Origin of the sequence: Parafrankia sp. FMc2 (assembly GCF_041008525.1) — a bacterium.
GTDB lineage: Bacteria > Actinomycetota > Actinomycetes > Frankiales > Frankiaceae > Parafrankia.
Genome location: NZ_JBFLUG010000122.1, coordinates 1 through 22,643, shown reverse-complemented (window position 1 = coordinate 22,643; position 22,643 = coordinate 1). Strand labels below are relative to the sequence as shown.

Sequence of the window (22,643 nt, the reverse complement as noted above, 5' to 3'; positions counted from 1 at the left end):
GGCCCTCGGGCGGCTGTGGTGGTGTCTGCGGAACAACCAGACCTGGGACGACCTCGCGGCCTGGCCGATCCCCACCAGCGACCAGCCATCCCTGGCAGCTTGACACCTGACCCGCGTGGGATGTCTACATCCGAACCTGGGACGGCTGGCTCTTCCTCGCGACAGTCATCGACTGTCACACCAAAGCCGTCATCGGCTGGGCCATGGACGACAACTACAAGACCGGGCTCATCGACACTGCCATCGGTATGGCAGCCCGTAACCATCAGCTCACCGACGGGGCGATTTTTCATTCGGACCGCGGAAGCAACTACACATCTGCCCAGTTCGCCGCTACATTGACAGGACTCGGGATCCGCCAGTCCGTCGGTCGGACCGGGATCTGTTACGACAACTCGATGGCCGAATCGTTTTTCGCGACCCTCAAGAACGAACGCGTTCACCGCACCGTCTACCCCACCCGCGACCACGCCCGACGTGACATTGCCCGATACATCGAACTCCGTTACAATACGACACGCCGCCACTCGGCACTCGACTACCGAACCCCACAGCAAGTCCACGATGAGTACCTGAAAAGACAGTCCGCCGCATAAATCAGCTTAATAACGGCTGTCCGGAATTAACGGGGCATACCAGGGCCGCGAAGGCCGACGTGGTAACCGGCTACATGACCGAGCAGGACACCGGGAGCGCAGTGGACCTCGGACGCCAGGCAGGCGCGGACGTCAAGGTGCTGATGGTCCCGAACGGCTACGGCTCGCTCAACCGGAGCCTCGACTGGCCGACCGGTTCCTACACGTTCCTCCCATACCACCCGTTCGTGAGCCGCAGCCCGGCTGCGGCTCACTTCCTCGCGGCGATGCACCAGTTCGCGCCACAAGTGACACCAGCCACGTCCAATATGGCCGTAATCGGCTGGCTCGCCGCCGACATGTTCATCAGAGGCCTGCGGGAGGCTGGTCCGTGCCCGACCCGCGCATCGTTCATCCAAGGGCTGCGGCACGTCGAGGACTACAATGCCGACGGCCTCCTGGTCAACCGGATAGATTTCAGCCGAAATCGCGGCGTCTCCGACCTCTGCTTCAGTTTCGTCCAGTACGACGGAGCCGCCAAGGGCTGGCATGCTGTTTCCGGCGCCGACCCCTTCTGCGGCACGCGGCTTACGACACCGGCGTCGTAAGCCGTGCCCGGCGCCCGATGCTGTTGGCAGAACCCCGCTCCCCTCTAACCGGACACCATCTGACCTCACTGTGACGACGGTGTCCTCCCGGCCGCTGGCCGGGAGGACACCGTCGGGAGAGCAACCTCTTCGACAGCGACGCCGTTATGGAGGTGTCACGTCCACTCGGTTGCGTCCGCTGTTTTTGGCCTGGTACAGCGCTGTGTCGGCGAGTTCGACCAGCGTCGTCGGGTCGTCGTCGGATGTGGGGATGACCGCGGCGACTCCGATGCTCACGGTGACGATGTGGTCGACGGCCAGTGGATGTGGTTCGGCCAGGTCCGCGACGGCGCTGCGGAGCCGGTAGGCGATGTGGGCGGCGGTGTCGGCGTTAGCGCCTGGCATCACGATGACGAACTCCTCGCCGCCGTAGCGGGCGGCCAGGTCGGTGGCGCGGGTGCCCGCGCCCAGGCAGGCAGCGACCTGCCGCAGACAGCGGTCACCGGCGGTATGCCCGAAGTGGTCGTTGTAGAGCTTGAAATGGTCGATATCGACCATCGCCAGCGCGAGCGGTGCCGCCTGGCGCGTCGCCCGGAGCCATTCGACGTCGAGAACCTCGTCGAGGCGTCGCCGGTTGGCCAGCCCGGTCAGCTGGTCGGTGACCGAGAGCTGTTCCAGCCGTTGGTTGGCGGCTGCGAGCTGCTCGGTCCGCTCGGCGACCTTGCGTTCCAGCGACGCGTACACCTGGGCGTTGTCGAGCGAGACCGCCAGTTGCCCGGCGATGAGCATGATCCCTTCGGGGCGTTCGGTGGTGAACGCGCCGCGGATCAGCCGGTTCTCCAGCAGCAGCATCGCCCGCGACTCGCCCCGGATCGTGACGGGGATGGCCAGCAGAGAACAGCGGTCCAGCTCGGCGAAGTAGGGGTCGCGGGCAAACCGGTCGTCGCGGGTGGCGTCGGCGACGACGACAGGTTCGCTGATCCGTTCCGCGTAGCGGACGACCGAGGGCGGCAGCAGGCGCCACCGGCCGGCCTCCTGAAGCGAGACTGTCCCGCCGTCGCTCCTGATCACCCGCCACCCACGCTCCTGCTGGTCACGTAGCAGCAGGTGAACGCCGGTGGCGCCCGTCATCGCCGACAGGATCCCCACGACCCTCGCCTGCAGACCGTCGATGCTGGTCTCGGAACTGAGCGCCTGGGAGGCCGCGGCGACACCGAGCAGGTCAAGGCTGCCCGTCGTGACGGCCGGGCGACGGGCGGCAGGCTGCACCGGTTGTATGGCTGGCTGTGTGCCGACGGGTTCGGCGCACAGCGTTGGGTGGGCCCAGTCGAGCTGGCTGACCTTCGCGGTCGCGCCCCAGTCCAGATACGTGCGGCGGGCTTCGGCAAGCAGTGAATAGCCGGCTCGTTCAAGACCGTGGGCCAGGTAGAACCGGGCGGCGCGTTCCAGGATCAGGGCCCGGTGCCACGGGCGCGCCCGCGCGTAGGCCTCGCGCTGCGCCACGTCGAACGCGTACGCCGCCTCCTGGAAATCACCCGCGGCCCAGGCCCGCTCCGCCTCCACCAGGCGCAGCAGGTGCCCGAAGTTGACCGGCGCCTCAGCCGCACGCGCCGCCAGCCACGCGACCATCTCGTCCAACTCGGCCAGCACGGCGGCGCGCTGGCCCGCCCGCGCGGCGCGGGCCTGCCCCGCCAACGCCAGGGCCCGTAGCAGGCGCGTCACCGGCACCAAATATTGCGACTCGAAGACTGACAGCGACGGCGTCATGGCCGTCGTGTGTCGGGCCAACTCGGCCGGACGATCGAGGATGGCCGCGGCGAGCGCCCGGACCATGTGCAGGTGAACGACGTTGTAGGGGATGGTAGCCAGCACGCCCATCTGGGCTGCCTCGTCAGCTGCTGACCCGGCGGTCTCGGCGCGCAGTACTTGTGCCAGCCAGCGGCATAGCGCGTATACCTCCACGGCATATTGGTTGCCAGTGCGCGTGGCGAACGCCAACGCCTCGTCGGCCTCGTCGGCAAAGGCCTCGAGCGATGGTGCGCAGTCCAGCAGGTTGAACAGCAGCACGTGGTACGTCCAGCACGCGTTCTGCAGGTCACCACTCTGGACGAGACCCTCCAGCACGCGCCGCGCCTCGGACACGTTGTCCTCGAGCGGTTCGATCCAGTTACCAACAGTAATCAGATATAGAAACCGCGCCTGCCACACCTCAAATTCATAGCCGCGGGCCCGACAGACCGCGAGGATCCGCCGCAGCACACGGTGCCCGGCGCGGTAGTCGCGCCTGCGGGTGATGACGATAAGGGCGGCGAGGCCGGCCGAGCCGACCAGGGTGGGATCCGGGCCGGATCGTGCCCACATCTCCAGCGCTGTCACGGCCAGCCAGCCCGCCATCTCCCGGTCGGAAAGGAATGCCGCGGGCACGAGCCGTTGGATCAGCGTCATGGCGCCAGACCGCGAATGGTCAGTGATTCTCGGTCGGCGCAGATCGTCGGCTTCGCTGGTCTGGTCTATCCACCAATAGAGCACGTCCAGCCCGCGGTCGATCTCCGCATCGAGGTGTTCCCGGTCCGGGGCGGCGAGGCCGACCTGGCGCAGCTGGTCGACGCCGAGCCGCATCGCCCCGCTGAACTGGCTTCGGTTGACGAGGCTGCTGACCTGCGCCACCGTGGCGGCGGTGAGCTGTGCCGGGTGGGTACACAGCCGGCTGATGGTCTGGTACTCCTCGTCGGCCTCCTCCAGCCGGCCGATGCTGTACAACGCGGCGTGCCGGTCGGTGCGGACCGCGATCAACTGGTCAGTGTCGGTCGGGTCGACAAGCGTCAGCGTCGCGGTCAGGAACCGCTCCACCAGCGGGTAGTCGCTCAGCAGTTTCGCCTCGTCGGCGGCCTGCCGGAACAGCCTGACCACCAGCCGCCGCTCGTCGTCGGCGTGCACGGCGTCGGTCACGTACAGGTACTGCTCCGCCGCCACGGCGAAGAACTCTGGCCGGCTGGTGAGGCGCCGAGCCAGGCGCAACCGCATGGCGCGCCGCGCCCGCGAGGGTATGTCGCCCAGGATCGACTCCTGCGTCCGGTCATGGTGAAACCGCACGCCGGGCCGGCCGCCGGACCCCAGCACCAGCAGGCCCTCGGCGCGCCCGGGAGCGAGCCTTCGCTCGACCTCGCCCGCCGCGAGCCCGGCCGCGGTCGCCAGCAGGTCCAGCTCGACATCGCCAGCCAGGCACGCCATCACCGCCAGCACCTCCCGGGTAGCCGGCGGCAACGCGGCCACCCGGGTAGCCAGCAGCCCGCTCACGTCCACCTGCGCGAGCCGGCGACGCAGGATCCGCGGGTCCCACCGCCAACCGCCCTCACCGCGGACCAGAGCCCCATCGTGACGCAACGAGTTCAGCAGCTCCAGGGTGTCATACGCATTACCTTCAGTGGCTGGCGCGATCAACCCCGCCAGCTCCGCGGCGGCCTCCGGCGGCAGGCGCAGCAGGTCGGCCACCATGGCCGCCTGACCCTCCAGCGTCAGGTTGCCCAACCGCAGCACGCGCGGCCCAGCCCGCTGGCCACACCAGCGGGCGAGCATCGGCTTCAGCGGATGAGCGGCGTCCACCTCGCTGTCCCGAAAGGCACCGACCAGCAGCAACCCCTCCGCCTGCTCCTGACCGCCAAGAATCAGATCGAAGAAATCTAGCGTGGTCCGCCCCGCCCACTGCAGGTCATCGACGAAGAACACCACCGGCCGCTTTCTGGAAGCGACCGCGCGCAGGATCTCGACCCCGGTGCGCGCCCGGGCCTGCGCGGTCGTCGGATCCCCCCGCTCCGGAGGAACCTTCAGCAGCGCCGCCAGCTCCGGCACGACGACGGCGGCCAGTCCCGCGTTGGGTCCCAACGCCCGCAGCATCCGGCCCCGCACCTCGGCCACGTCGTCCTCCGGCTCGGCCAGCAACAGCCGGCCCAACGCCCGAAACGCCTGCCGACCCCCGTCATGCTCCTGATCACGGCGATACTGGTCGAACTTCCCCGCCACGAACCAGCCATCACTACCCGCCACGATCGGCCGCAGCTCGGTGACTAACGAAGTCTTGCCCACCCCCGGCGCGCCGCTGACGAGCAGCCCGCGGCAGCCGCCCGCCATCGCCTCGGCGAACACCGCGCTCAGCTCGCCGATCTCCTCCTCCCGCCCGGCCAGCCGGGACGGCAGCGGCCACGCCGGCACATCGCGCTCGCCCGGATGCGCCACGGTGCCGCCCCCGCGTAGCAGGGCGAGATCATGCACCAGCCCGTCGGCACTCTGATAACGATCATCTGGCTCCTTTTCCAGCAAATGCATGATGACCGCCGACAGGCCGGCCGGCACCGCCGGGTTCACCACCGACGGCGCCACCGGCACCCGCGCCAGATGGTGATGGATGATCCGCAACGGGTCGTCCATGCCGAACGGCGGCGCGCCGGTCGCCAGCTCGTACAAGGTCGCGCCGACCGCGTACAGGTCGGCCCGCGCATCGACCAGGCGACCGGTCCGGCCCGTCTGCTCCGGCGCCAGATACGGCACCGTCCCGACAATCTCCCGCTGGTGCAGGAACTCCGGCTGGACCGCCGCGAAAGTCGTCGCCAGCGCGAAGTCGATCAGATACGGCACGCCGCGATTCCCGCTCACCACAATGTTCGCCGGGTTGATGTCCCGATGCACCACATCCCGGCGATGCACCCCCGCCACCGCGCGCGCGAGCAGTTCGGCCAGTTCGACCAGCTCGGCCGAATCCAGCGGAGTCCTCCGCTCGGACAGAACCAGGCCGCCGACGTCAGCGAGCAGGATCGCCCCAGGGCGCGGTGGCGCTCCGGCCGCCAGCTGCACGACCCCCTCGGCCCCGGACAGCCGCTCGAGAATCTCCACCTCATGACGCAACCGCCGCTGCCCGCCAGGCCCCAGCGATTCCTTCCGGATCACACTCCCATCCGAGAAAAATAACCGAGTTACCCGAGTTCGCTCCGACTCGTGGAGCAGCTCCGTCCGCACCGCCGCCGGCGGATCACGGCCAGGTGTCACACTCTGGGATCCCATCGACCAACCCCCCACCACGTCACAGACTGCCTACATACCCAGTCTGCCCCGATCACGGCGACGACAACGGGGACGACCCCCACGGCTCATCCGCCCACGCCCGCCCGCCGGCGGCGGGTGGCGTCGCGTGCATCCGTGCGCTGTCGACGCATCACCGCGTCCGGCAGAGGACCGCGATCGGCGGCAACCTGGCGACGAACGCCGGTGGCCTGTGCTGCGTGCAATACGGCGTCACCACCGACTACGTGCTCGGCATCACCGTCGTGGTCGCCGACGGGAGTGTCTGACTACCGGCTCTGGCGCACATTCGGTGGTGACGATGTGTAGCCGATGCAGATGCGGCGACGATAGTGGGCGAATCCCGTTCAATCCGGGCAACTGCCAGCACCCTGGCGCCCGTGACTGCGCGTCGAACCCGCCAGTCACCACAGAGGCGACGCCCCAGAATGTCCGTATTGCCAAGCGCTTCACCACGCCTGGCAGGTCGCACGAATGCTAACCGTCCGTCACCACCGAATGTGCACCAGAGCCTGACTACCGGTGGATCGGCCGTGGCGGTTGGTGATCGGTCAGTTGGTGGTGGTCGGGGTGAGACGGCCCTCGAAGGTGATCGCGAGGGCGTTGAGGGCGGGCTTCCATCTGATCATCCAGCGGGCCCGTCCGCGGCCGGTGGGGTCCAGGGCCCGGGTGGCCAGGTAGAGGCACTTCAACGCGGCTTCCTCGCTGGGGAAGTGGCCGCGGGCGCGGACCGCCCGCCGGTAGCGGGCGTTCAACGACTCGATCGCGTTCGTCGTGCAGATCACCTTCCGGATCTCGACGTCGTAGTCCAGGAAGGGAATGAATTCTTCCCACGCGTTGCGCCAGAGCCGGATGATGGCCGGGTAGCGGCCAGCCCAGGTCTCGACGAATTCGGCGAAGCGTGCTTCGGCGGCTGCCACGGTCGGTGCCGTGTACACCGGCTTGAGGTCCTTGGAGATCTTCTCCCAGTCCTGCCGGCCGGCGTAACGAAAAGAATTCCGCAGGAGGTGAATGACACAGACTCCCGCTGTCAACCTCCCAGGGACCTGCCGGAAAATAACTTCAGGTTTTGATGTTGCTCTTGTCGATCAGGTTGGTGAGGTCCTGGACGGTGGGCGCGGTGATCGGTGCGGGTGGAATGCGCCGGTCGAGGCCTTCGAGGACTGGGGTCATCTCGTGGATCGCGTCGCTGACGGCTTCGCGGGGTGCGCCCAGCAGCCGGGTGAGCGCCTGGTGCCGGGTTTTCCAGCGGTGGTGGATCACGGTGATCAGCAGCCGGTCAGACAGAGACAGCGGGCCGCGGCGCAGGATGCGGTACCGGGCGTGTTTGTGGTGCAGGCTGATCGGCGGGTGGTCAAGGAGATACTGCTCGACGGCGGCCAGCAGGGTGGTGAAGGCGGGGTGTTCCATGCCGGTGAGGGTCGGGTGGCGTAGCCAGTCGGGGGCACGGTCGTCGGGTTGGGCGCGTTCCTCATAGCGAGGAGTGACGACGACCGGCGCCGGTGGTTCTGGTCGCAGAGTGTAGTTCCAGGTGCCGTGCCAGTCGTGGGCCCTCAACGCCAGCGTCGCCATGACCTCGTCGGGTACGACGATGCCAACGGGGTAGGCACCGGGGTCGAACTCGGCGTGCACGGTCAGCCCGGTGCGGGTGGTGGTTGCGCCGATCAAATTGACGACCACTTCGTGGCTGGTCAGTGGGCGTCCGCGCCAGTTCATGCTGATCCTGGAGAACAGCCTGTGAGCCTGTCACGATTTTCGTGTAAGCCAGAGATGAACAGCCTACTCCATGGAGATTATCAGAAAGGTAGTCGGCCGGGGAAGAGGTTGACCAGCGAGTTGAGTGCGACTTTCCATCCATGTGTTCCCGTGCCGGACTCGCCGCCTCGCTGACTCGATATGTTCCGGAGTCCGAGATACAGTAGCTTCATGGCCGAGTCCCGGTCCGGGAAATGGCCCCGGTTCTTCGTTATCTTGCGGAGCTGGAAGTTTATCGACTCGATGGCGTTCGTCGTGTACACGATCTTCCGAAGCTCAGGCGGATAATCAAGGAAAGGAATAAACTCGGCCCAGGCGTGCCGCCACACATCCACCGCTCCGGGGTACTGCTTCCCGAACTGGTTGTCGAACGCGGCGAGGCCGAGCTCGGCGGCTTCCAGCGTCGGCGCGGTGTAGATCTCCTTCATCGAGTCTGTTGCATTGTGGGAAGGCAGGGCATGGTTGACCCTGTCGAGCGGGTGGTCAGATCGTGAGGGTGAGTTCGGTGAACGCGGCTGTCAGCCGTGTGTGCGGGTCGGTGTCGGTCCCGAGTTCGTAGTGGCCGCGGCGGATGTTCTGGACGAAGGCGTGCCCTGCGCTGATCGTCTGGGCGGAGCGCAGGCGTTTCAGTCCGCGCATGGGTCGGAGTCGGGCTTTGAGTCTGCTGTGGTCGGCTTCGATTCGGTTGTTCTTCCGTGCGGCGTCGACGTGGCAGGCCTCGGGGAGCAGTTCGTCGAGGAGCCTTGGGTAAACAGGGGCCTTGTCGGTGGTGACCTCGGCTGGCCGGCGCCCGTGGGACAGCGCCTGGGCGAAGAACCGGCGGGCCGCGGCCTGGTCGCGTCGTTCGCTGGCGAGGACGTCGATGACCTGTCCGTGCTGGTCAACCGCCCTGTACAGGTACGTCCACCGCCCGGCGACCTTGACGTAGGTCTCGTCGACGAACCACCTGTCCCCAGGACGATGCCGGCAGGGCCGCGCGGCGTCGACCAGCAAGGGCGTGAAGCGTTGGACCCACCGGTAGACCGTAACGTGGTCGACCTCGAGGCCGCGTTCGGCGAGGAGCTCTTCGACATCCCGGTACGACAGCGCGAACCGCAGGTACCACCGCACCGCCAGGACGATCACCTCCGGCGGGAACCGAAACCCCGTGAACTCCGACACCGGAGCCGGTGGACGGACACGACGTCGACGCATCCTCTGATCATGACCGATCTGACGCCCCGCGATGGCGGATTTCGCCGATGCAACAGACATGGCGTCAGTGCCTCTGGATTCAACGGGGCACATCAGTTGAGCTGGCGAACAGGTCGCGCGGCCGCAGGACGCGGGCCGCCTCGGTGATGGAACCGGACAAGGAGGGATAGATCGAGAGGGTGCGCGCGATCTGGTCGACGGTCAGACCGTTCTCCACCGCGAGCGAAATTGAGAGGATCAATTCACTTGCACGCGGAGCAACGATGACGCCACCCAGGACGCAGCCACTTCCGGGCCGGCAGAACAACTTCACGAAACCATCCGCTATCCCCATCATCTTCGCTCGAGGATTGCGCATCAGTGGCACTGTGGTGACCTCGGCGGCGATCGCACCGGTGTCCTTCATCCGCTGGGTCACCCCGACGGTGGCGATCTCGGGCTCGGTGAAGATGTTCGACGACACGGTGCCCAGACGCAGCGGAGTTACCGCCTCGCCGAGGGCGTGCCACATCGCGATCCGGCCCTGCATCGCGGCGACGGACGCCAGCGGGAGCACGCCGGTGCAGTCGCCGGCCGCGTACACGCCGGGAACCGACGTCCGGGACATGCGGTCGACGACGACGTGGCCCCCGGAGCCGAGCCGGACGCCGACCTCGGTGAGACCAAGGCCCTTCGTCCGCGGCACCGAACCCACCGCCATCAGCGCGTGGCTGCCCGTCACTGTCCGGCCGTCGGTGAGCTCGACGACGACGCCGTCACCGATCCGGCGCGCCCCGGCGGCCCGGGAACGGTTGAGCACCTCGATGCCGCGGCGGACGAAGACGTCCTCGATCAGCCGGGCCGCGTCCGGGTCTTCGCTGGGCAGCACCCGCTCGCGTGAGGAGACAAGTGTCACCTCGGCGCCGAGCGCCCGGTAGGCGCTGGCGAACTCAGCGCCGGTGACGCCGGAACCGACCACGACCAGGTGCTCGGGGATCTCCTTGAGGTCGTACAGGTGGCGCCAGGTGAGGATGCGTTCGCCGTCCGGCTCGCAGCCGGAGATCTCCCGCGGCGACGTCCCGGTGGCGACCAGGACGATGCCGCCGACGAACGTCTCGCCGTCGGAGGTCTCGACCGCGTGCGGGCCGACCAGGCGTCCGGTGCCGTGCACCACCTCGACCCGCTCCCGCTCCAGGCGGCGCTCGATGTCGGCGGACTGGGCCCGGGCCAGCGCCCGCACCCGTTCGTTGACCTGCTCGGGGTCGACTGTGACCACGTCCGGTGGCGTGAGGTGGGGCAGGCCGGTCAGCTCCCAGCTGCCGACCTCGGCCGAGGGGTCGCCATGTGGGCGCACCCCCAGCGCCGGCGCCATCGCGAAGTTCGTCATCGTCTCTGATGTCGCGATGAGGGTCTTCGACGGCACGCAGTCGGTCAGAACGCACGCCCCGCCGATGCCGTCTGAGTCGATCACGGTCACGGTCGCGCCGAGGGACGCGGCGACCAGGGCCGCCTCGTAGCCGCCGGGTCCGCCGCCAAGGATGACGATGCGCGTCACGTGGGATCCTCCAGAGCTCGTCGTACTGTCAGTGCCCGAAACCGTCCGTAGGCCACGAGTAGCCTTTTACCTCACTCGCGATTAAACGATGATCAATTCACTTTCCGTCGAAGATGATCGAACACCTGCGCCTCTAATATTCCAGATGCGCTCTGCCTACAGTCCGCGGATTCCAGCACCTACGCATGGCCCATGTAAAGGGCTCAGCGAGCAAAACGAGCGAAAAGCGAGATACGAATTATATCTACATTAGTGATACAAGGGTTCGCTGTGGCTCGGAGGGTTTGTATGATTCCCAGTCATGCGACCTACATCACATCCATCGGGCCTGATCCACGGCGCCGAACGACCGCCGGCGATCTCGCTAAAAAGGGCCACCAAGCGGTTCCCGACTCGGAACGGCGGCGCGTACGCGGCGATCCGTGACGTCAGCATCACTGAGCCATTCCCGACAATGTTCCGTGACGCTTGGTGACCGTTACAGGGCGTGAGCGTTCCTGGGGGCTTGGGCGGCGAGGGCGCGGGGCTCCGTTGGGAAGGTTGTTCCGAGCAAAGAGTAACCTCGAAGGAACCCCGCGCCTCAATGAGTTTCACATACACCGCCGAGCTGTCTCTCGGCGATCACACTGTCTTCCGCCTGGCGGGTCTGCTGACCGCGGAGCGTCAACGGCGCGGCACCTGCACCGGCACCCGTGCCCTGTCCACGCTGGAGCAGGCCGTGATGATTCTGCGACGGACTCAAGGTTAAACAGCTCTTCAAAGATCACGGAGTGTCCCGGTCCGTGGGTTACCGCTACCTGCACGAGGGCGTCGCCGTGCTCGCCTGTCAGGCCCCCGACCCAGGGAGCCGCCGGAAAATAACTCCCGTTCTTGATCAAGGAGAGATGTGGGCAGTCCCGGGACAGGGCCAACATCAAATCCAGGAGTTATTTTCCGGCGGCTCCCCAGGGCTCCGGCAAGTTCGCGCTTCGTCCCGGTTTGATCGACTGGTCGAAGGCTGCGCGGCAGGCATTCGATCATCGAACTTGCTGCCCACGAGACCCGACTCGCTCGGATGAGAGAACGGATAAAGCGGTCAATTCGCTTTCTTGCCGTAGCCCTGACCCCCGACCTGCGTGAAGCGTTGATGCGGGCCCGATCGCCGGCTACAACCATGTGATCGTCGACGGCACAATCATCGAGACCGACCGGCTGCAGGTACCGGCCCGACCGAGGGCGTGGACCTGTGGTGGTCCGGCAAGATCGCCAACCATGGCGGCAACATCCAGATCCTGTCCGCCTCCGACGACGGCTGGCCGCTGTGGGTTTTCGACCCATTCCACGGCCCAACGCCTGGCCAGGGCTCGGGCCGGAGGGGTGGCCGGGAAGGGGAGGGCGCCTGTCATTTCACGCGGTGACGGTGCTTCCTGCCCCACTCCGGCCGGTCCGGACGCCGTACACGCGCTGGACGCTCGACTGCGCCGCGAGGTCCGTCCGGTGGATGGCGGGTCGGTGGCCGGCTGGGAGGAGTGGTCGGTGGTCGTGCTTGATGTCGAGGGCTCTGCGCAGGAGACCGTCACTGGTTTCTCCTCGCTGGAGTCTGCCGACGGGTACGTCCGGCTCACCCCGGAGATTCAGCGGTGGACGTCGGTGCCGTCGCGGCAGGCGATCCCTGATCAGGCCTCGGGGGTCTGATCCAGAAGCGGCCACCCCTCCGCGGTTGCAACCTTTGGTGACACAACGGTCATGGCACAGGGGTTGCGTGACCGAGCTGCGAGTGGGGTGGCCTCGCCTGCCCCGGTGCAGACCTGAGTCCGCCGGGGCAGGCACCCTCACCCTGTAGGAAGGACTAGTCCGATGACGCTCCCGACACCCACGACCCCTGTCTGCCCGTGGCAGCCGCCGAGTGCCACGACGCCCGGGGTGGTGGATGTGGTCCGGGTGCAGCGTGGCCCCTTCATGGTGGTGTTCACGACCTCGCTGTCGCCGCTGGCCGTGGGAATGACCCCGACGGCCTGGTACGACTTCCTCGCAGCGGTGCATCGCGGCGAGTACGACAGTTTTGAGAAATAGTGCTGTTCCGCGGTGGCGGGGAACACCTCGCGTAGCGCGGCCCAGAACCCCAGCGCGCCGTCCCCGACCGCCAGCACCGGTGCGCCCATGCCGCGGCGGGCGCAGTCACGGAGCAGATCGGCCCACGACTCGGTCTACTCCCGGTAGCCGTCGGCGAGAGCGACGAGTTCCTTACGGCCGTCGGCACGCACGCCGATCAGGACGAGCAGGCACAGTTTCTCCTCGTCCAGGCGAATGTTCACGTGGTGAGGTCGGGCCGGGGCGCCCTGCCGGTGTTTCCACCGGCGGGTTTCCCCGGCCCGCCTCCTGAACCGGACATGCGCCTCGTCGACGCATCCGGCTCTCCACAAGCCCCGAGGGGTCGGCAGTGGCGTGCTCATGTCGCGTTCGGCCATGGAGACGGGATCTTCGCCCCGCGGTAGCGGTAGCGGGTGGTCCGCACCGCACCAGGGTTGAAAAGGACCACGTCTGTGTCGGCGGGCCACCAGCCGTCGACGGTGAATCGACGGCGTAGTTCCTTCCAGGGGGTCTGTTGCATTGGGGGATGGCAGGGCATGGTTGACCCTGTCGAGCGGGTGGTCAGATCGTGAGGGTGAGTTCGGTGAACGCGGCTGTCAGCCGTGTGTGAGGGTCGGTGTCGGTCCCGAGTTCGTAGTGGCCGCGGCGAATGTTCTGGACGAAGGCGTGCCCTGCGCTGATCGTCTGGGCGGAGCGCAGGCGTTTCAGTCCGCGCATGGGTCGGAGTCGGGCTTTGAGTCGGCTGTGGTCGGCTTCGATCTGGTTGTTTTCCCGGGCGGCGTCGACGTGGCAGGCCTCGGGGAGCAGCTCGTCGAGGAGCCGCGGGTAAACAGGGGCCTTGTCGGTGGTGACCTTGACCGGCCGGCGCCCGTGGGACAGCGCCTGGGCGAAGAACCGGCGGGTGGCGGCCTGGTCGCGTCGTTCGCTGGCGAGGACGTCGATGACCTGTCCGTGCTGGTCAACCGCCCTGTACAGGTACGTCCACCGCCCGGCGACCTTGACATAGGTCTCGTCGACGAAGCACCGGTCACCAGGACGGTGCCGACACGGCCGCGCGGCGTCCACGAGCAACGGCGTGAAGCGCTGCACGCAACAGGTCAGCGAACTTCATATTTTCTGTGGCAGTTGATCTTTTGTGCTTACCCTTGGAGGCTGGTGAGGTGGCCTGGTTCTGAGCGGCTGGCTGGCGGCGCTTCACTACAGTCGTCGGTCGTGGCTCGTTACGTACAGATCGCTGAGGATCTCGCTCGTCGGGTGCGGTCCGGGGAGTTGTCGGCGGGTGTGGAGCTGCCTGGGGTGCGGGAGTACGCCCGTGCTCTGGGGACGACGTCGACGACGGTGGTGCGTGCCTACCGCTATCTGGCGGACAGCGCGGTGATCACGATGGCGGATCGGCGACGGGCAAGGGTCGCCGGTGAGGGCGCGATCGCCGCCGCGCGGATGTTGGAACCGGAACGGGTGTTCCGGCTGGCGGGTAGCGACGATCCGGCGTTGCGTGTACTGCTGGATCGGCTCAGCGCGGCGGTCGTGCTGGTGGGGGCTCGTGGGAGCTTTCACGGGTTGCGTGCGGTCGCGCGCGGTGAGGCCGATGGCGGGGTGATCCATCTGCGTCATCGTGACGGTGTGTATAACGAGTCCTTCGCGCGGGCGGTGTTGGCTCGTGACGAGCCGCATCTTCTTCATCTTTGGCGGCGTGAACAGGGATTGATCGTCCCGGCTGGTAATCCGCGTGGGCTGGTATCTGCTGCCGATCTTGGTGGTGTGCGGGTTGCCAGACGCGGGGAGGGCACGGGGACTCGCGTATTACTTGATCAGCTGCTGCTCGCCGAAGGGATCATGCCGCACGAGGTTGCCGGGCTCGAACTGTCCTCGCATCTGGAGATTGCGTTTGCTGTCGCCTCGGGCATCGCCGACGTGGGGGTGGGCGTGCGGGCCGGCCTGGCGGATCTGGGGCTGGAGTTCGTTCCGCTGCTGTGGGAGCCCTACGAAATCGCTCTCAGCCGGAACGCTCTGGGCGCGGCCCGCCCCCTGATCGGCGTACTACGGGATCCGGGATTTCAGCGATCCATCGCCGATCTGGGGGGCTATGACCTCGGGCACACCGGCACGCTTCGGCCGGTGGACTCGGACCGGCCGCACGGCCGGTAATCTCATGGGCTGTTGGTTCGCACAGTAGTAGCACAGATCGATCTTGACGATCATTATATGCGGCTCTGGCCAGGAAAAATAGTCTGCACCTGGGGTGCCGTATGCCGTCTTATTCCGTTTATGCGGAGTGAAGTGAGGGCGGAGTCGGCCGGTCGTCGGCCGTGGCTGACGCCTGGCGTCGGGGGCATCGGGGCGGCGAGTTTCCTCGCTGACGTCGGGCATGAGATACCGACGTCGCTGATGACAAGCCTCGTCACCACGACTTTGGGTGCGCCGGCTGCTGCGTTGGGTGCCATCGAGGGAATATCAGAAGGGCTGGCCGGGACTGGTCGGTTTGTTGGTGGTGCGCTCGCCGACGATCCCGGCCGGCGTCGTGCGGTCGCGGTCGGTGGCTACACCACCACGGCCGTGCTCTCCGCGTTGATTGGGACGACTACCTCTGCGGTTCAGGTCGGGGTGTTGCGTGGCGGGGCGTGGGCTGCCCGCGGGTTGCGCGTACCGGCCCGTAACGCGCTACTCGCCGATGTGGTACCTGCTGCCGCGTATGGCCGGGCGTATGGCTTCGAGCGGACGATGGATAATCTCGGGGCGATCGTGGGTCCCTTGCTGGCGCTTGGCCTGGTGTCCCTGGTCAGTGTGCGTACCGCGTTCCTGATCTCTGTCATTCCCGGGCTGCTGGCCGCGGTGGCGATCGTCTATGCGATCCGGCGGACGACGCTGCCACGGGTTACCGAGCCTCGCCGGTTGCGGTTCCAGATTCGGCCGGTCCTGCGCGGACAGCTTGGGCGCGTTCTGGCCGGGTTCACCGCCTTCGAGGCCGGCAACGTGGCAGGCACCCTGCTGATCCTGCGTGCTACAGACCTCCTTGCCTCGGACCACGGCACGGATACGGCCACACAGATCGCGATCGCTCTGTACATCGCTTACAACATCGCGGCTACGATCACATCTTTTCCCGCGGGCGGATTCTCCGATCGGCTGGGTCAACGGGGCCCGCTGCTGGTCATCGTCGCTGGTGTGGTGGCGCTCCTGATGGCGTACCTGGTGTTCGCGATGTCCGGGCCGGTGATCTGGCTGCTTGGTGTGGCGTTCGTGCTGGCCGGCATCGGGATCGGGTGCGCAGAGACTGCGGAACATGCGGCCGTAGCGGCCTTCGCTCCCGAGAGAATCCGGGGTTCAGCATTCGGGCTCCTTGCCACTGTGCAGGCGGGCGGGAACATAGCCGCCAGCGTCGTAGCCGGACTCCTGTACACCTATCTGTCGCCCACGGTCGCGTTCGGCTACCTCGCGGCCTGGATGCTGCTCGCGCTCGCCGTGCTCTTGCGGACGACACGGAACACCCACGACACCGAACCGGTGACGTAATCGGACCAGCGCGCGGCAGTCATCTTCGGTGTTGATCTTTCTTGCGAACCTTCCCTGGCGACTACCCGCCATTCTTGATCATCATAGGCCACCGCCTGAGCTGATCTCCTCCGTCGGTCGGGCAGGCTGCGCCTTACCCCGGGTTCTCCGGCCGTGCACGAGCGCCAACGCTCCAGCCGTGCCCGCTGGGTGCCGTGCGCTCTTGCGCGGTCGGGGGTTCCGGGGTAACCCTCCGGGTGTCCGTCCGACGGAGGAGATCAGCGGACGTTCGCGCCCCTCCCATCTCCTCCGGAGAGAGGGCCGGGGTTTGGGACGGAGCCCCATCCATCAACAGCGGACACGCGTCCTGGGCGTCCGACCGTCCGTGGCGTGGGGTCTGACGCTCCGACGGGCCGACACACCGACGCACCCGGCGGGCCGACGCTCCGGGCGGGGTGCCGACCGGAGGGAGGCGGGGCCCCGGCCGGGTGCGGCGAGCCGGCCGGGCGTGGCGAGTGCGGCGCGCACGGCGTGTGCGGCAGGTCGCACGCGCGCACCGAAGGTGCGCCTTGAAACCGTACAGAAGATTGACGATGGCGATCATGTCGTGTCGTGCTCGCCGTTTTTGATCTCTGTGGTCCAGGTGTTCCACTGCTCGCGCGTGAGGTGAAGTGCCTGGTAACCGGTGCGGATGATGACGCCGTCACCGAGGAGGGCGGGGCTCGTGCGGACCGGGGGCGATGGGGTGTCGCTGCTCCGGTGGGGCAGTTGGGCGAGCGGGTTGGGGTAGTTCCCGCTGATCCACGGTGGGGTTCGGTCCGGGCTGTCTCCCATGGTCATGGGTGCCTTCCGATGTGAGGCCGCCCCGCCCACGTTGAGGAGTCGTGAGCGGGGCGGCGGTTGTGGTGGTCAGTGGGTTCGGGCTGTGGCGGTGAGGTAGAGGACGGGTGTGGTGTAGGTGATCGGCTTTCGTTCCACGGCGTCGTGCCAGGCCTGCCGGTAGTGGCGGGCGAAGGGTTCGCCGAGTGCGGTGATGACGGTTTCGAGCGGGGTGGGGGCGCCGGGGTGCGGTCTGCGGTTCAGGTGGGCGTCGACCGCATCGGGGGTGTACATGGTCGTGGTGACGGTGTCGGTGGTGATGGGGTGGACCTGGAATCCGGCGTTGGCGGCGTGGCTGATGAGGGCGTGGGCGTCGAACGCGGTCATGGTGCGGGCTGCGGGTGTGGCCTGGGCTGCTGCGGCGGTGACGGCCTGGATCTCGGCGTCGGCGATACCGTGGAGTTCGGCGTCGTGGTGGCGGCGGTTGTTGAGGGGTTCGAACACGGAGAGCCGTCCGCCGGGTTTGAGGATGCGTGCGGCTTCCTGGATCGTCCGGGCGAGATCTTCGAGGTAGATCAGGACGCTGCGGGTGACGACGGCGTGTGCGGTGGAGTCGGGGATCGGGAGCTTCGCCGCGTCCGCGACGACACGGCGGAGAGTCCCCCCACCCGGGGCCGGGCGGATGCTGCGCAGTGCCGGCCCGGACTGGTCGACGGCGGTGACGGAGCCGTGGGGGCCGACGCGGGTGAGGGCGGCAAGCGTGAGCAGTCCTGTTCCGGCTCCCAGGTCGACGACATGGTCTGCCGGGATGATGCGGGCTCCGTCGAGGACACGGTCACGGATCTGGTGGAGGCGGTCTTCGGCGGTGCGCCGTTCGGCGGAGCTGGTGCCGGCGAACCGTTCCGTGTGCAGCCAGGTCGCGGACGTGTCCCCGGTGGTCGGGGTCAGAGTGCCACCGCCCGGGTGAGCTGGTAGTTCGGGCCGATGGCGGCGGACAGGGCGCGCTCCAGCGCGGACAGTCCCTCGTCCTTCTCCGCGTGGTAGATGTCGGAGATCAGCTCCAACTGCTCGTCGGTGAGCAGCTCCTGTCCGCGGGCGGCGTAGGTGAAGAACAGCTCCTCGTCGGCGCGGAACAGCTCGGCGCGCTCGTCGAGCAGGGCCTTGCGGTCGGCGAGTCGCTCGGGGGTGAGCCGTCCGCGCTTCTGCTCGGCCTGCTCGCCCAGCTGGGCCATGCGGATGCGGATGGTGAGCTGCTCGGCGTGATAGTCGCGGGAGATGTCGAGCAGGCCGCGGATCTGGTCGGCGGTGAGCCCGGCGTCGTCGTGGTGGGCGAGAGCGCGGGTGAACAGGGCGCCTTCGGCGGCGATGCTCTCGGCCTTCACGTCGATGAGGTAGCCGGGGCGGGTGAAGCCCTGATGGTTGACGTCACACACGGTGTGTCCTCCTGTGAGGCGGATGGGGTGCGGGTCCGGTTCGGTGTTCCGACCGCACGCATGCCATGACACACTTCGCATCAGATCGGGAACAGACTGCAACCTGCTGTCGCGGGTGCCTGCAACCTGCTGTTGCAGTCAGGCGCGGACACGTGGAGGGGCGGGAACTGGTGGACGACTCCGATAGCCTGCCGGCGCGGGCCCTGCTGACGGCGCGGGTCCGCGAACTCGTCGAACGTGCGGGCGAGACGCAGAGCAGCCTGCATCGCCTGACGGGGTTTTCGCGGACCTACATCGGCAACATCGTGCATGGCAAGACGGTGCTGTCGCAGAGTGCCGCTCGGGTACTGGACGACCTGTTCGGGACAGGCGTAGAGCTTCAGGAACTGCGGGCTGCCGCGGAACGGGAGAAGCTGGCCCGGCGTTACGCGGTGGTGGAGCCTGCGGCGGACTCGTCCAGGCAACGGGTGGAAACCGCGGTTGAGGCGGACGGCACCAGGGAGACGAAAGCGGGTGAGGACACGAACCGGCGGGACCTGCTCGCGCTCCTGGCCACGAGCGCGGGTGATCTTGTAGAGCGCATCCGGTCGGGCACGACGAGCCCGGACCGTCAGCTCCTGTTCCACTACCAGTGCGCGGTACACGACTACGCGATCCGTTACGGAACAACCTCGCATGGTGATCTTCTCGTCGAGGTTGGGGACGACTGGCGGCGGATACAGACACTGCTCGCGGACGGCTGGAAGTCCGACCAGTACAAGCGTGAGTTCACCGTCGTCGCCGGTCAGCTCACCTACATTCTGTCGCGGCTGGCGTTCAACCTCGGCGACTTCAAACGCGCAACGTCGTTCCTGACCCTGGTGGAAACCCACGCCTCGCAGACCGGTGATCCGGCGCTCGGGGCGGCAGTCGCGACCATGTGGTCCTCGCTGTTCTACTACATGAGCAACTATGACGAAGCTCTGCGGACGGCGCAGGAAGGCCACACGTACGGGTACGGCTACCACGAGGCAGAGCTATACGCCTACGAAGCACGGGCATACAGCCGGCTGGGCCGCCGGACGGACGCGGTGACCGCACTAAACCTGATGGAAAAGACACTCGGCGGGCCAGCGGAAGCGGAAGCAGGCGGGAACCCGTTCACGGAAGAAAGCGCGTTGATGATCTCCGGTGGTGTCTGGGCCCGGCTGGGTGACTCCGAACGCGCCCTTCCGATCACGACAGCCGCGATCGAACGCTACGGCGCCATGCCGGAAGCCCCGTTCGAGGAACACGGCAACGCCTGGATCGCGCACGCCACCGCCCTTGTCCCCTCCGATCCTGACGCGGCGGCGTCGGCGGCGTGCACGGCACTGGAGGTTCTCGGCGGCCGTCCGACACGGACGGTGTTCCAGCGGGCGGCGGATATCGCGCGGGACCTCGCGCCGCACAGCGGGCTTGCGTCCCTCGGGGAGCTGCGCGATCGGGTGCGCGCGGAACGGCGACTGTCGCTGCCGGGGGCCGCGCTGTGATCCGCGAGGGCACGCCGGTCACGATCAGCATTCCGACCCTGGTCACGGATCGGCTGGTCCTGCGGTGCTGGCAACCGGCGGACCTGGCTCCGTACGCGGCGATGAACGCGGACGCGGAAACCATGCGGTACATGGACGGAACGATCGGACGAGAGTCCTCCGACCGGCTCGTCACCCACCTGATCGGGCACTGGCACCTGTACGGCTTCGGCATGTGGGCGCTGGAACTACGCGAGTCTGGAGAGTTCATCGGCCGCGCCGGACTCTACGGCCCCACCGGATGGCCCGGAGTGGAAGCCGCCTGGTCAATCCGCCGCGACCTGTGGGGGCAGGGCCTCGCGGTAGAGGCTGGACAGGCTGCCGTGCACTTCGCACGCCAGCATCTCCGTATCGATCACCTGGTCTCGATCATCGAGCCGGATCATCGGGCGTCCCGGCGAGTCGCCGAGAAGTTGCACTTTGGCTTCGTCGAACTCGCGGACGTCGGGCCTTGGAAAGAGCAGGCCATCTACCGTCTGGATCTTCAAGAGCAGGTCTGACGGTCCGGCGGATTATCTAAAACGGTGGCATCCGCTTCTGGGTGCAGGTAGAGTAGCTATTGGTATTCGAGGGACTGCGGTCCCTGCGCCATGTAAGGCAGTACGCCACATCGTGAGTCGCCACGTAGAGCCGCCTGGGAGCGGCACGGTCGGGCTCAGGCTGCTGCACCGTGGGCCACGTGTCCTCGTGGCCCACGTCCAGTCGTGTTGACGTTCCGTCTGGGGTGCAGATGTGCGGCATGTGGCGTGTCCTGCTGGAGATCAGCGTTGTTCTTGTTCACGGGTTGACCGGGTAGGTCTGGCCGGCGGCTGAGGTCCGCCACTGCTGGGCTTTCCGGTCTTTTTCTGTTCCCGTTCTCGTTTTCCGTGTGGTGCTGCGGCCGGCCTGTGAGTTCGTCCGGGCCGGGCTGCGCCTGCGCGGTGAAAGGACACGGTGAATTCCGTGGACATAGGCGTGAGCCTGCCCGAAAACCGGCCGGTCGCGGGTGGCTGTTCCCGGCCGATCCGCCTGTCCGGCCACGTTGACCATGTAGATGTTGGTACCGGTGAGGTCCGGCGGGCATTCACCAGTGCGGGTGAGCTGGGTGGGGTGTTGCATGTGCGGTGCAACAACCGGCGTGAAACCGCCTGCCCGGCCTGTTCAGCGGTCTACAAGCGGGATGCCCGGCGGCTGGTGCTGGCGGGGCTGGCGGGCGGTAAGGGTGTCCCGGAGACGGTGACCGGGCATCCGGCGTGGTTCGTGACGCTGACCGCGCCGTCGTTCGGGCCGGTGCATTCCCGGCGTCAACAGGGCAAGGGCGGTCCGGTCCGGGCGTGTCACCCCCGGCGGGGGCTGTGTCCGCATGGCCGCCCGGTCGGGTGCCATGAGCGGCACCGTGAGGACGATTCCCGGCTCGGTGCGCCGCTGTGCCCGGACTGCTACCACTACGGCCGCACCGTGACCTGGAACGCGCTGGTACCGAAGCTGTGGAAGGCCACGCGGGACGCGACGGAATCCGCGGTGGCGGCGGCAGCCGGGCTGACGGTGGCGGGGCTGCGCCGCACGGCGCGGTTGAGCTTTGTGAAGGTCGCGGAGATGCAGGGGCGGGGCGTGGTCCACCTGCACGTGGTCATCCGCGTCGACGGCCCGGATGGTCCCGGGTCAGCTCCACCGGGCTGGGCGTCCGGTGAGCTGGTCGCAGACGCGCTGCGCGGTGTGGTCGGGTCGGTGGCGGTCCCCGCTCCCGATCCGGACGCGGGCACCCTCGACGGGACAACGTCCGGGGATGGGTGGGCGGTCCGCTGGGGTGTCCAGGTCGACATCCGGCGCATCGCCCTGGACGGGCCCACCGACGTCGGGCGGGTCAGTAACTATCTGGCGAAGTACATCACCAAATCGGCGGCGGCCGGCGGGGCTTTGGATCATCCGGTGCGGTCCCTGGCCGCGCTCGGCCGGCTCATCCTGGCCCCGCATGTGCGCCGGCTGGTGGAGACCTGCTGGCGACTCGGTCAGGATCCGGCGTTCACGGCGGCGTTGGATGCGGCACTCGGCCGCGACTCCGGTGACGTGCCCCGGCTGCTGCGCTGGGCCCACAGCTTCGGGTTCGGTGGTCACTGGCTGTCAAAATCCCGGGTCTATTCGACGACGTTCACCGCGTTGCGGACGGTGCGGCGGGTGTGGTCGCGCACGATCGGCGCGGCGATGGCGGGCCGGGTGCCGGTGGATGCGTTCGGCCGGCTCGACGGCGACCCGAACACGGTGTTCATCGGAGTGTGGGCCTATGCGGGGCGTGGTCTGCATCTGGGTGGTCATGGCGTCGGCGCTGATCCGCCTGATCTGCCAGCGTCACGGGCGGCTGGTAGCCCGATGGGCACCTGGCGGGCCGAACTGTGAGCACCGACGGTGCTGTTCAGCCGTCGCTGTTCGATGACCTCGACGACACCGCTACGGGCACCTGTGAGGCTGCTCCGGTCGTGGCTGGCCAGCAGGTCAGCACCGCAGGTTCCTCGGCTGTTTCTGCCTCTGTGGCTGCCGGGAGTCTGCCGCGGAAACCGACCGCGGTGCGGGTGACACCTTTGTCG

15 protein-coding genes and 8 pseudogenes are annotated in these 22,643 nt (G+C 67.5%); 12 read left to right on the top strand and 11 right to left on the bottom strand.

Annotated elements, in window-relative coordinates:
* Window positions 1-128 precede the first annotated feature (128 nt).
* Complete coding sequence (locus AB1460_RS28340) at window positions 129-596, top strand: IS3 family transposase (protein WP_368965154.1); 468 nt, start codon at window positions 129-131, stop codon at window positions 594-596.
* Window positions 593-1,183, top strand: a complete 591-nt coding sequence (locus AB1460_RS28335) for an ABC transporter substrate-binding protein (RefSeq protein WP_368965153.1) — start codon at window positions 593-595, stop codon at window positions 1,181-1,183. Before AB1460_RS28340 ends, AB1460_RS28335 begins: the two co-directional genes overlap by 4 nt.
* A gap of 144 nt (window positions 1,184-1,327) precedes the next feature.
* Here the strand turns inward: AB1460_RS28335 and AB1460_RS28330 are convergent, their stop codons facing one another.
* Window positions 1,328-6,217, bottom strand: a complete 4,890-nt coding sequence (locus AB1460_RS28330; protein WP_368965148.1) for a diguanylate cyclase — start codon at window positions 6,215-6,217, stop codon at window positions 1,328-1,330.
* A 173-nt stretch (window positions 6,218-6,390) separates the two neighbouring features.
* On the opposite strand from AB1460_RS28330, the pseudogene AB1460_RS28325 reads away from it, so the two are divergent.
* Window positions 6,391-6,501 (top strand): annotated as a pseudogene (locus tag AB1460_RS28325) (FAD-binding protein); the annotation flags it as partial.
* Between the two features lie 285 nt (window positions 6,502-6,786).
* Here AB1460_RS28325 and AB1460_RS28320 read toward each other — a convergent pair.
* The 5 genes and pseudogenes from AB1460_RS28320 to AB1460_RS28300 form a co-directional block, all read right to left on the bottom strand.
* Window positions 6,787-7,254: pseudogene (locus tag AB1460_RS28320) on the bottom strand (transposase); the annotation flags it as partial.
* A 43-nt stretch (window positions 7,255-7,297) separates the two neighbouring features.
* Window positions 7,298-7,975 (bottom strand): annotated as a pseudogene (locus AB1460_RS28315) (ISAzo13-like element transposase-related protein); the annotation flags it as partial.
* 56 nt (window positions 7,976-8,031) lie between these two features.
* A pseudogene (locus tag AB1460_RS28310) lies at window positions 8,032-8,421 on the bottom strand (transposase); the annotation flags it as partial.
* Between the two features lie 52 nt (window positions 8,422-8,473).
* A complete protein-coding gene (locus AB1460_RS28305) occupies window positions 8,474-9,151 on the bottom strand; it encodes an IS6 family transposase (RefSeq protein WP_368965152.1) in 678 nt (225 codons plus the stop codon).
* Between the two features lie 112 nt (window positions 9,152-9,263).
* Window positions 9,264-10,718 (bottom strand): NAD(P)H-quinone dehydrogenase, encoded by a 1,455-nt coding sequence (locus AB1460_RS28300; RefSeq protein WP_368965146.1) that lies wholly within the window; start codon window positions 10,716-10,718, stop codon window positions 9,264-9,266.
* 583 nt (window positions 10,719-11,301) lie between these two features.
* Here AB1460_RS28300 and AB1460_RS28295 point away from each other — a divergent pair.
* The 4 genes and pseudogenes from AB1460_RS28295 to AB1460_RS28280 all read left to right on the top strand — a co-directional run.
* Window positions 11,302-11,557 (top strand): annotated as a pseudogene (locus AB1460_RS28295) (IS5/IS1182 family transposase); the annotation flags it as partial.
* 266 nt (window positions 11,558-11,823) lie between these two features.
* Window positions 11,824-12,031 (top strand): annotated as a pseudogene (locus tag AB1460_RS28290) (IS5/IS1182 family transposase); the annotation flags it as partial.
* Window positions 12,032-12,194: 163 nt separating this feature from the next.
* On the top strand, window positions 12,195-12,392 hold the full coding sequence (locus AB1460_RS28285; RefSeq protein ID WP_368965145.1) for a hypothetical protein: 198 nt from the start codon (window positions 12,195-12,197) through the stop codon (window positions 12,390-12,392).
* A gap of 162 nt (window positions 12,393-12,554) precedes the next feature.
* Window positions 12,555-12,770 (top strand): DUF397 domain-containing protein, encoded by a 216-nt coding sequence (locus tag AB1460_RS28280; protein ID WP_368965155.1) that lies wholly within the window; start codon window positions 12,555-12,557, stop codon window positions 12,768-12,770.
* A gap of 2 nt (window positions 12,771-12,772) precedes the next feature.
* Here the strand turns inward: AB1460_RS28280 and AB1460_RS28275 are convergent.
* Window positions 12,773-13,003: pseudogene (locus AB1460_RS28275) on the bottom strand (transposase); the annotation flags it as partial.
* A 346-nt stretch (window positions 13,004-13,349) separates the two neighbouring features.
* Window positions 13,350-13,877, bottom strand: a pseudogene (locus AB1460_RS28270) (IS6 family transposase); the annotation flags it as partial.
* 66 nt (window positions 13,878-13,943) lie between these two features.
* Here AB1460_RS28270 and AB1460_RS28265 point away from each other — a divergent pair.
* A complete protein-coding gene (locus AB1460_RS28265) occupies window positions 13,944-14,936 on the top strand; it encodes a substrate-binding domain-containing protein (RefSeq protein WP_368965151.1) in 993 nt (330 codons plus the stop codon).
* 120 nt (window positions 14,937-15,056) lie between these two features.
* Window positions 15,057-16,301: an MFS transporter gene (locus AB1460_RS28260; protein WP_368965150.1), complete on the top strand. Its 1,245-nt coding sequence runs from the start codon at window positions 15,057-15,059 to the stop codon at window positions 16,299-16,301.
* A gap of 579 nt (window positions 16,302-16,880) precedes the next feature.
* Here AB1460_RS28260 and AB1460_RS28255 read toward each other — a convergent pair.
* The 3 genes from AB1460_RS28255 to AB1460_RS28245 all read right to left on the bottom strand — a co-directional run bounded on the left by AB1460_RS28255 (window position 16,881) and on the right by AB1460_RS28245 (window position 18,532).
* Window positions 16,881-17,120, bottom strand: coding sequence for a hypothetical protein (locus tag AB1460_RS28255; protein ID WP_368965144.1), 240 nt, complete (start codon window positions 17,118-17,120; stop codon window positions 16,881-16,883).
* A gap of 69 nt (window positions 17,121-17,189) precedes the next feature.
* Window positions 17,190-17,885 (bottom strand): class I SAM-dependent methyltransferase, encoded by a 696-nt coding sequence (locus tag AB1460_RS28250; RefSeq protein WP_420497396.1) that lies wholly within the window; start codon window positions 17,883-17,885, stop codon window positions 17,190-17,192.
* A gap of 158 nt (window positions 17,886-18,043) precedes the next feature.
* Window positions 18,044-18,532 (bottom strand): hypothetical protein, encoded by a 489-nt coding sequence (locus AB1460_RS28245; RefSeq protein WP_368965143.1) that lies wholly within the window; start codon window positions 18,530-18,532, stop codon window positions 18,044-18,046.
* Window positions 18,533-18,702: 170 nt separating this feature from the next.
* On the opposite strand from AB1460_RS28245, the gene AB1460_RS28240 reads away from it, so the two are divergent.
* The 3 genes from AB1460_RS28240 (at window position 18,703) to AB1460_RS28230 (ending at window position 22,455) form a co-directional block, all read left to right on the top strand.
* A complete protein-coding gene (locus AB1460_RS28240) occupies window positions 18,703-20,043 on the top strand; it encodes a helix-turn-helix domain-containing protein (protein ID WP_368965142.1) in 1,341 nt (446 codons plus the stop codon).
* Window positions 20,040-20,582 carry a GNAT family N-acetyltransferase gene (locus AB1460_RS28235; protein ID WP_368965141.1) on the top strand — a complete coding sequence of 181 codons (543 nt, stop codon included), beginning with the start codon at window positions 20,040-20,042 and terminating at the stop codon, window positions 20,580-20,582. Before AB1460_RS28240 ends, AB1460_RS28235 begins: the two co-directional genes overlap by 4 nt.
* Before the next feature lie 454 nt (window positions 20,583-21,036).
* Window positions 21,037-22,455 (top strand): replication initiator, encoded by a 1,419-nt coding sequence (locus AB1460_RS28230; RefSeq protein ID WP_420497395.1) that lies wholly within the window; start codon window positions 21,037-21,039, stop codon window positions 22,453-22,455.
* Window positions 22,456-22,643 lie beyond the last annotated feature (188 nt).

Coding starts and splice junctions, on each gene's coding strand:
- AB1460_RS28330 (WP_368965148.1), bottom strand. CDS start 6,217: ATGGGATCCCAGAGTGTGACACCTGGCCGTGATCCGCCGGCGGCGGTG.
- AB1460_RS28280 (WP_368965155.1), top strand. CDS start 12,555: ATGACGCTCCCGACACCCACGACCCCTGTCTGCCCGTGGCAGCCGCCG.
- AB1460_RS28260 (WP_368965150.1), top strand. CDS start 15,057: ATGCGGAGTGAAGTGAGGGCGGAGTCGGCCGGTCGTCGGCCGTGGCTG.
- AB1460_RS28255 (WP_368965144.1), bottom strand. CDS start 17,120: ATGACCATGGGAGACAGCCCGGACCGAACCCCACCGTGGATCAGCGGG.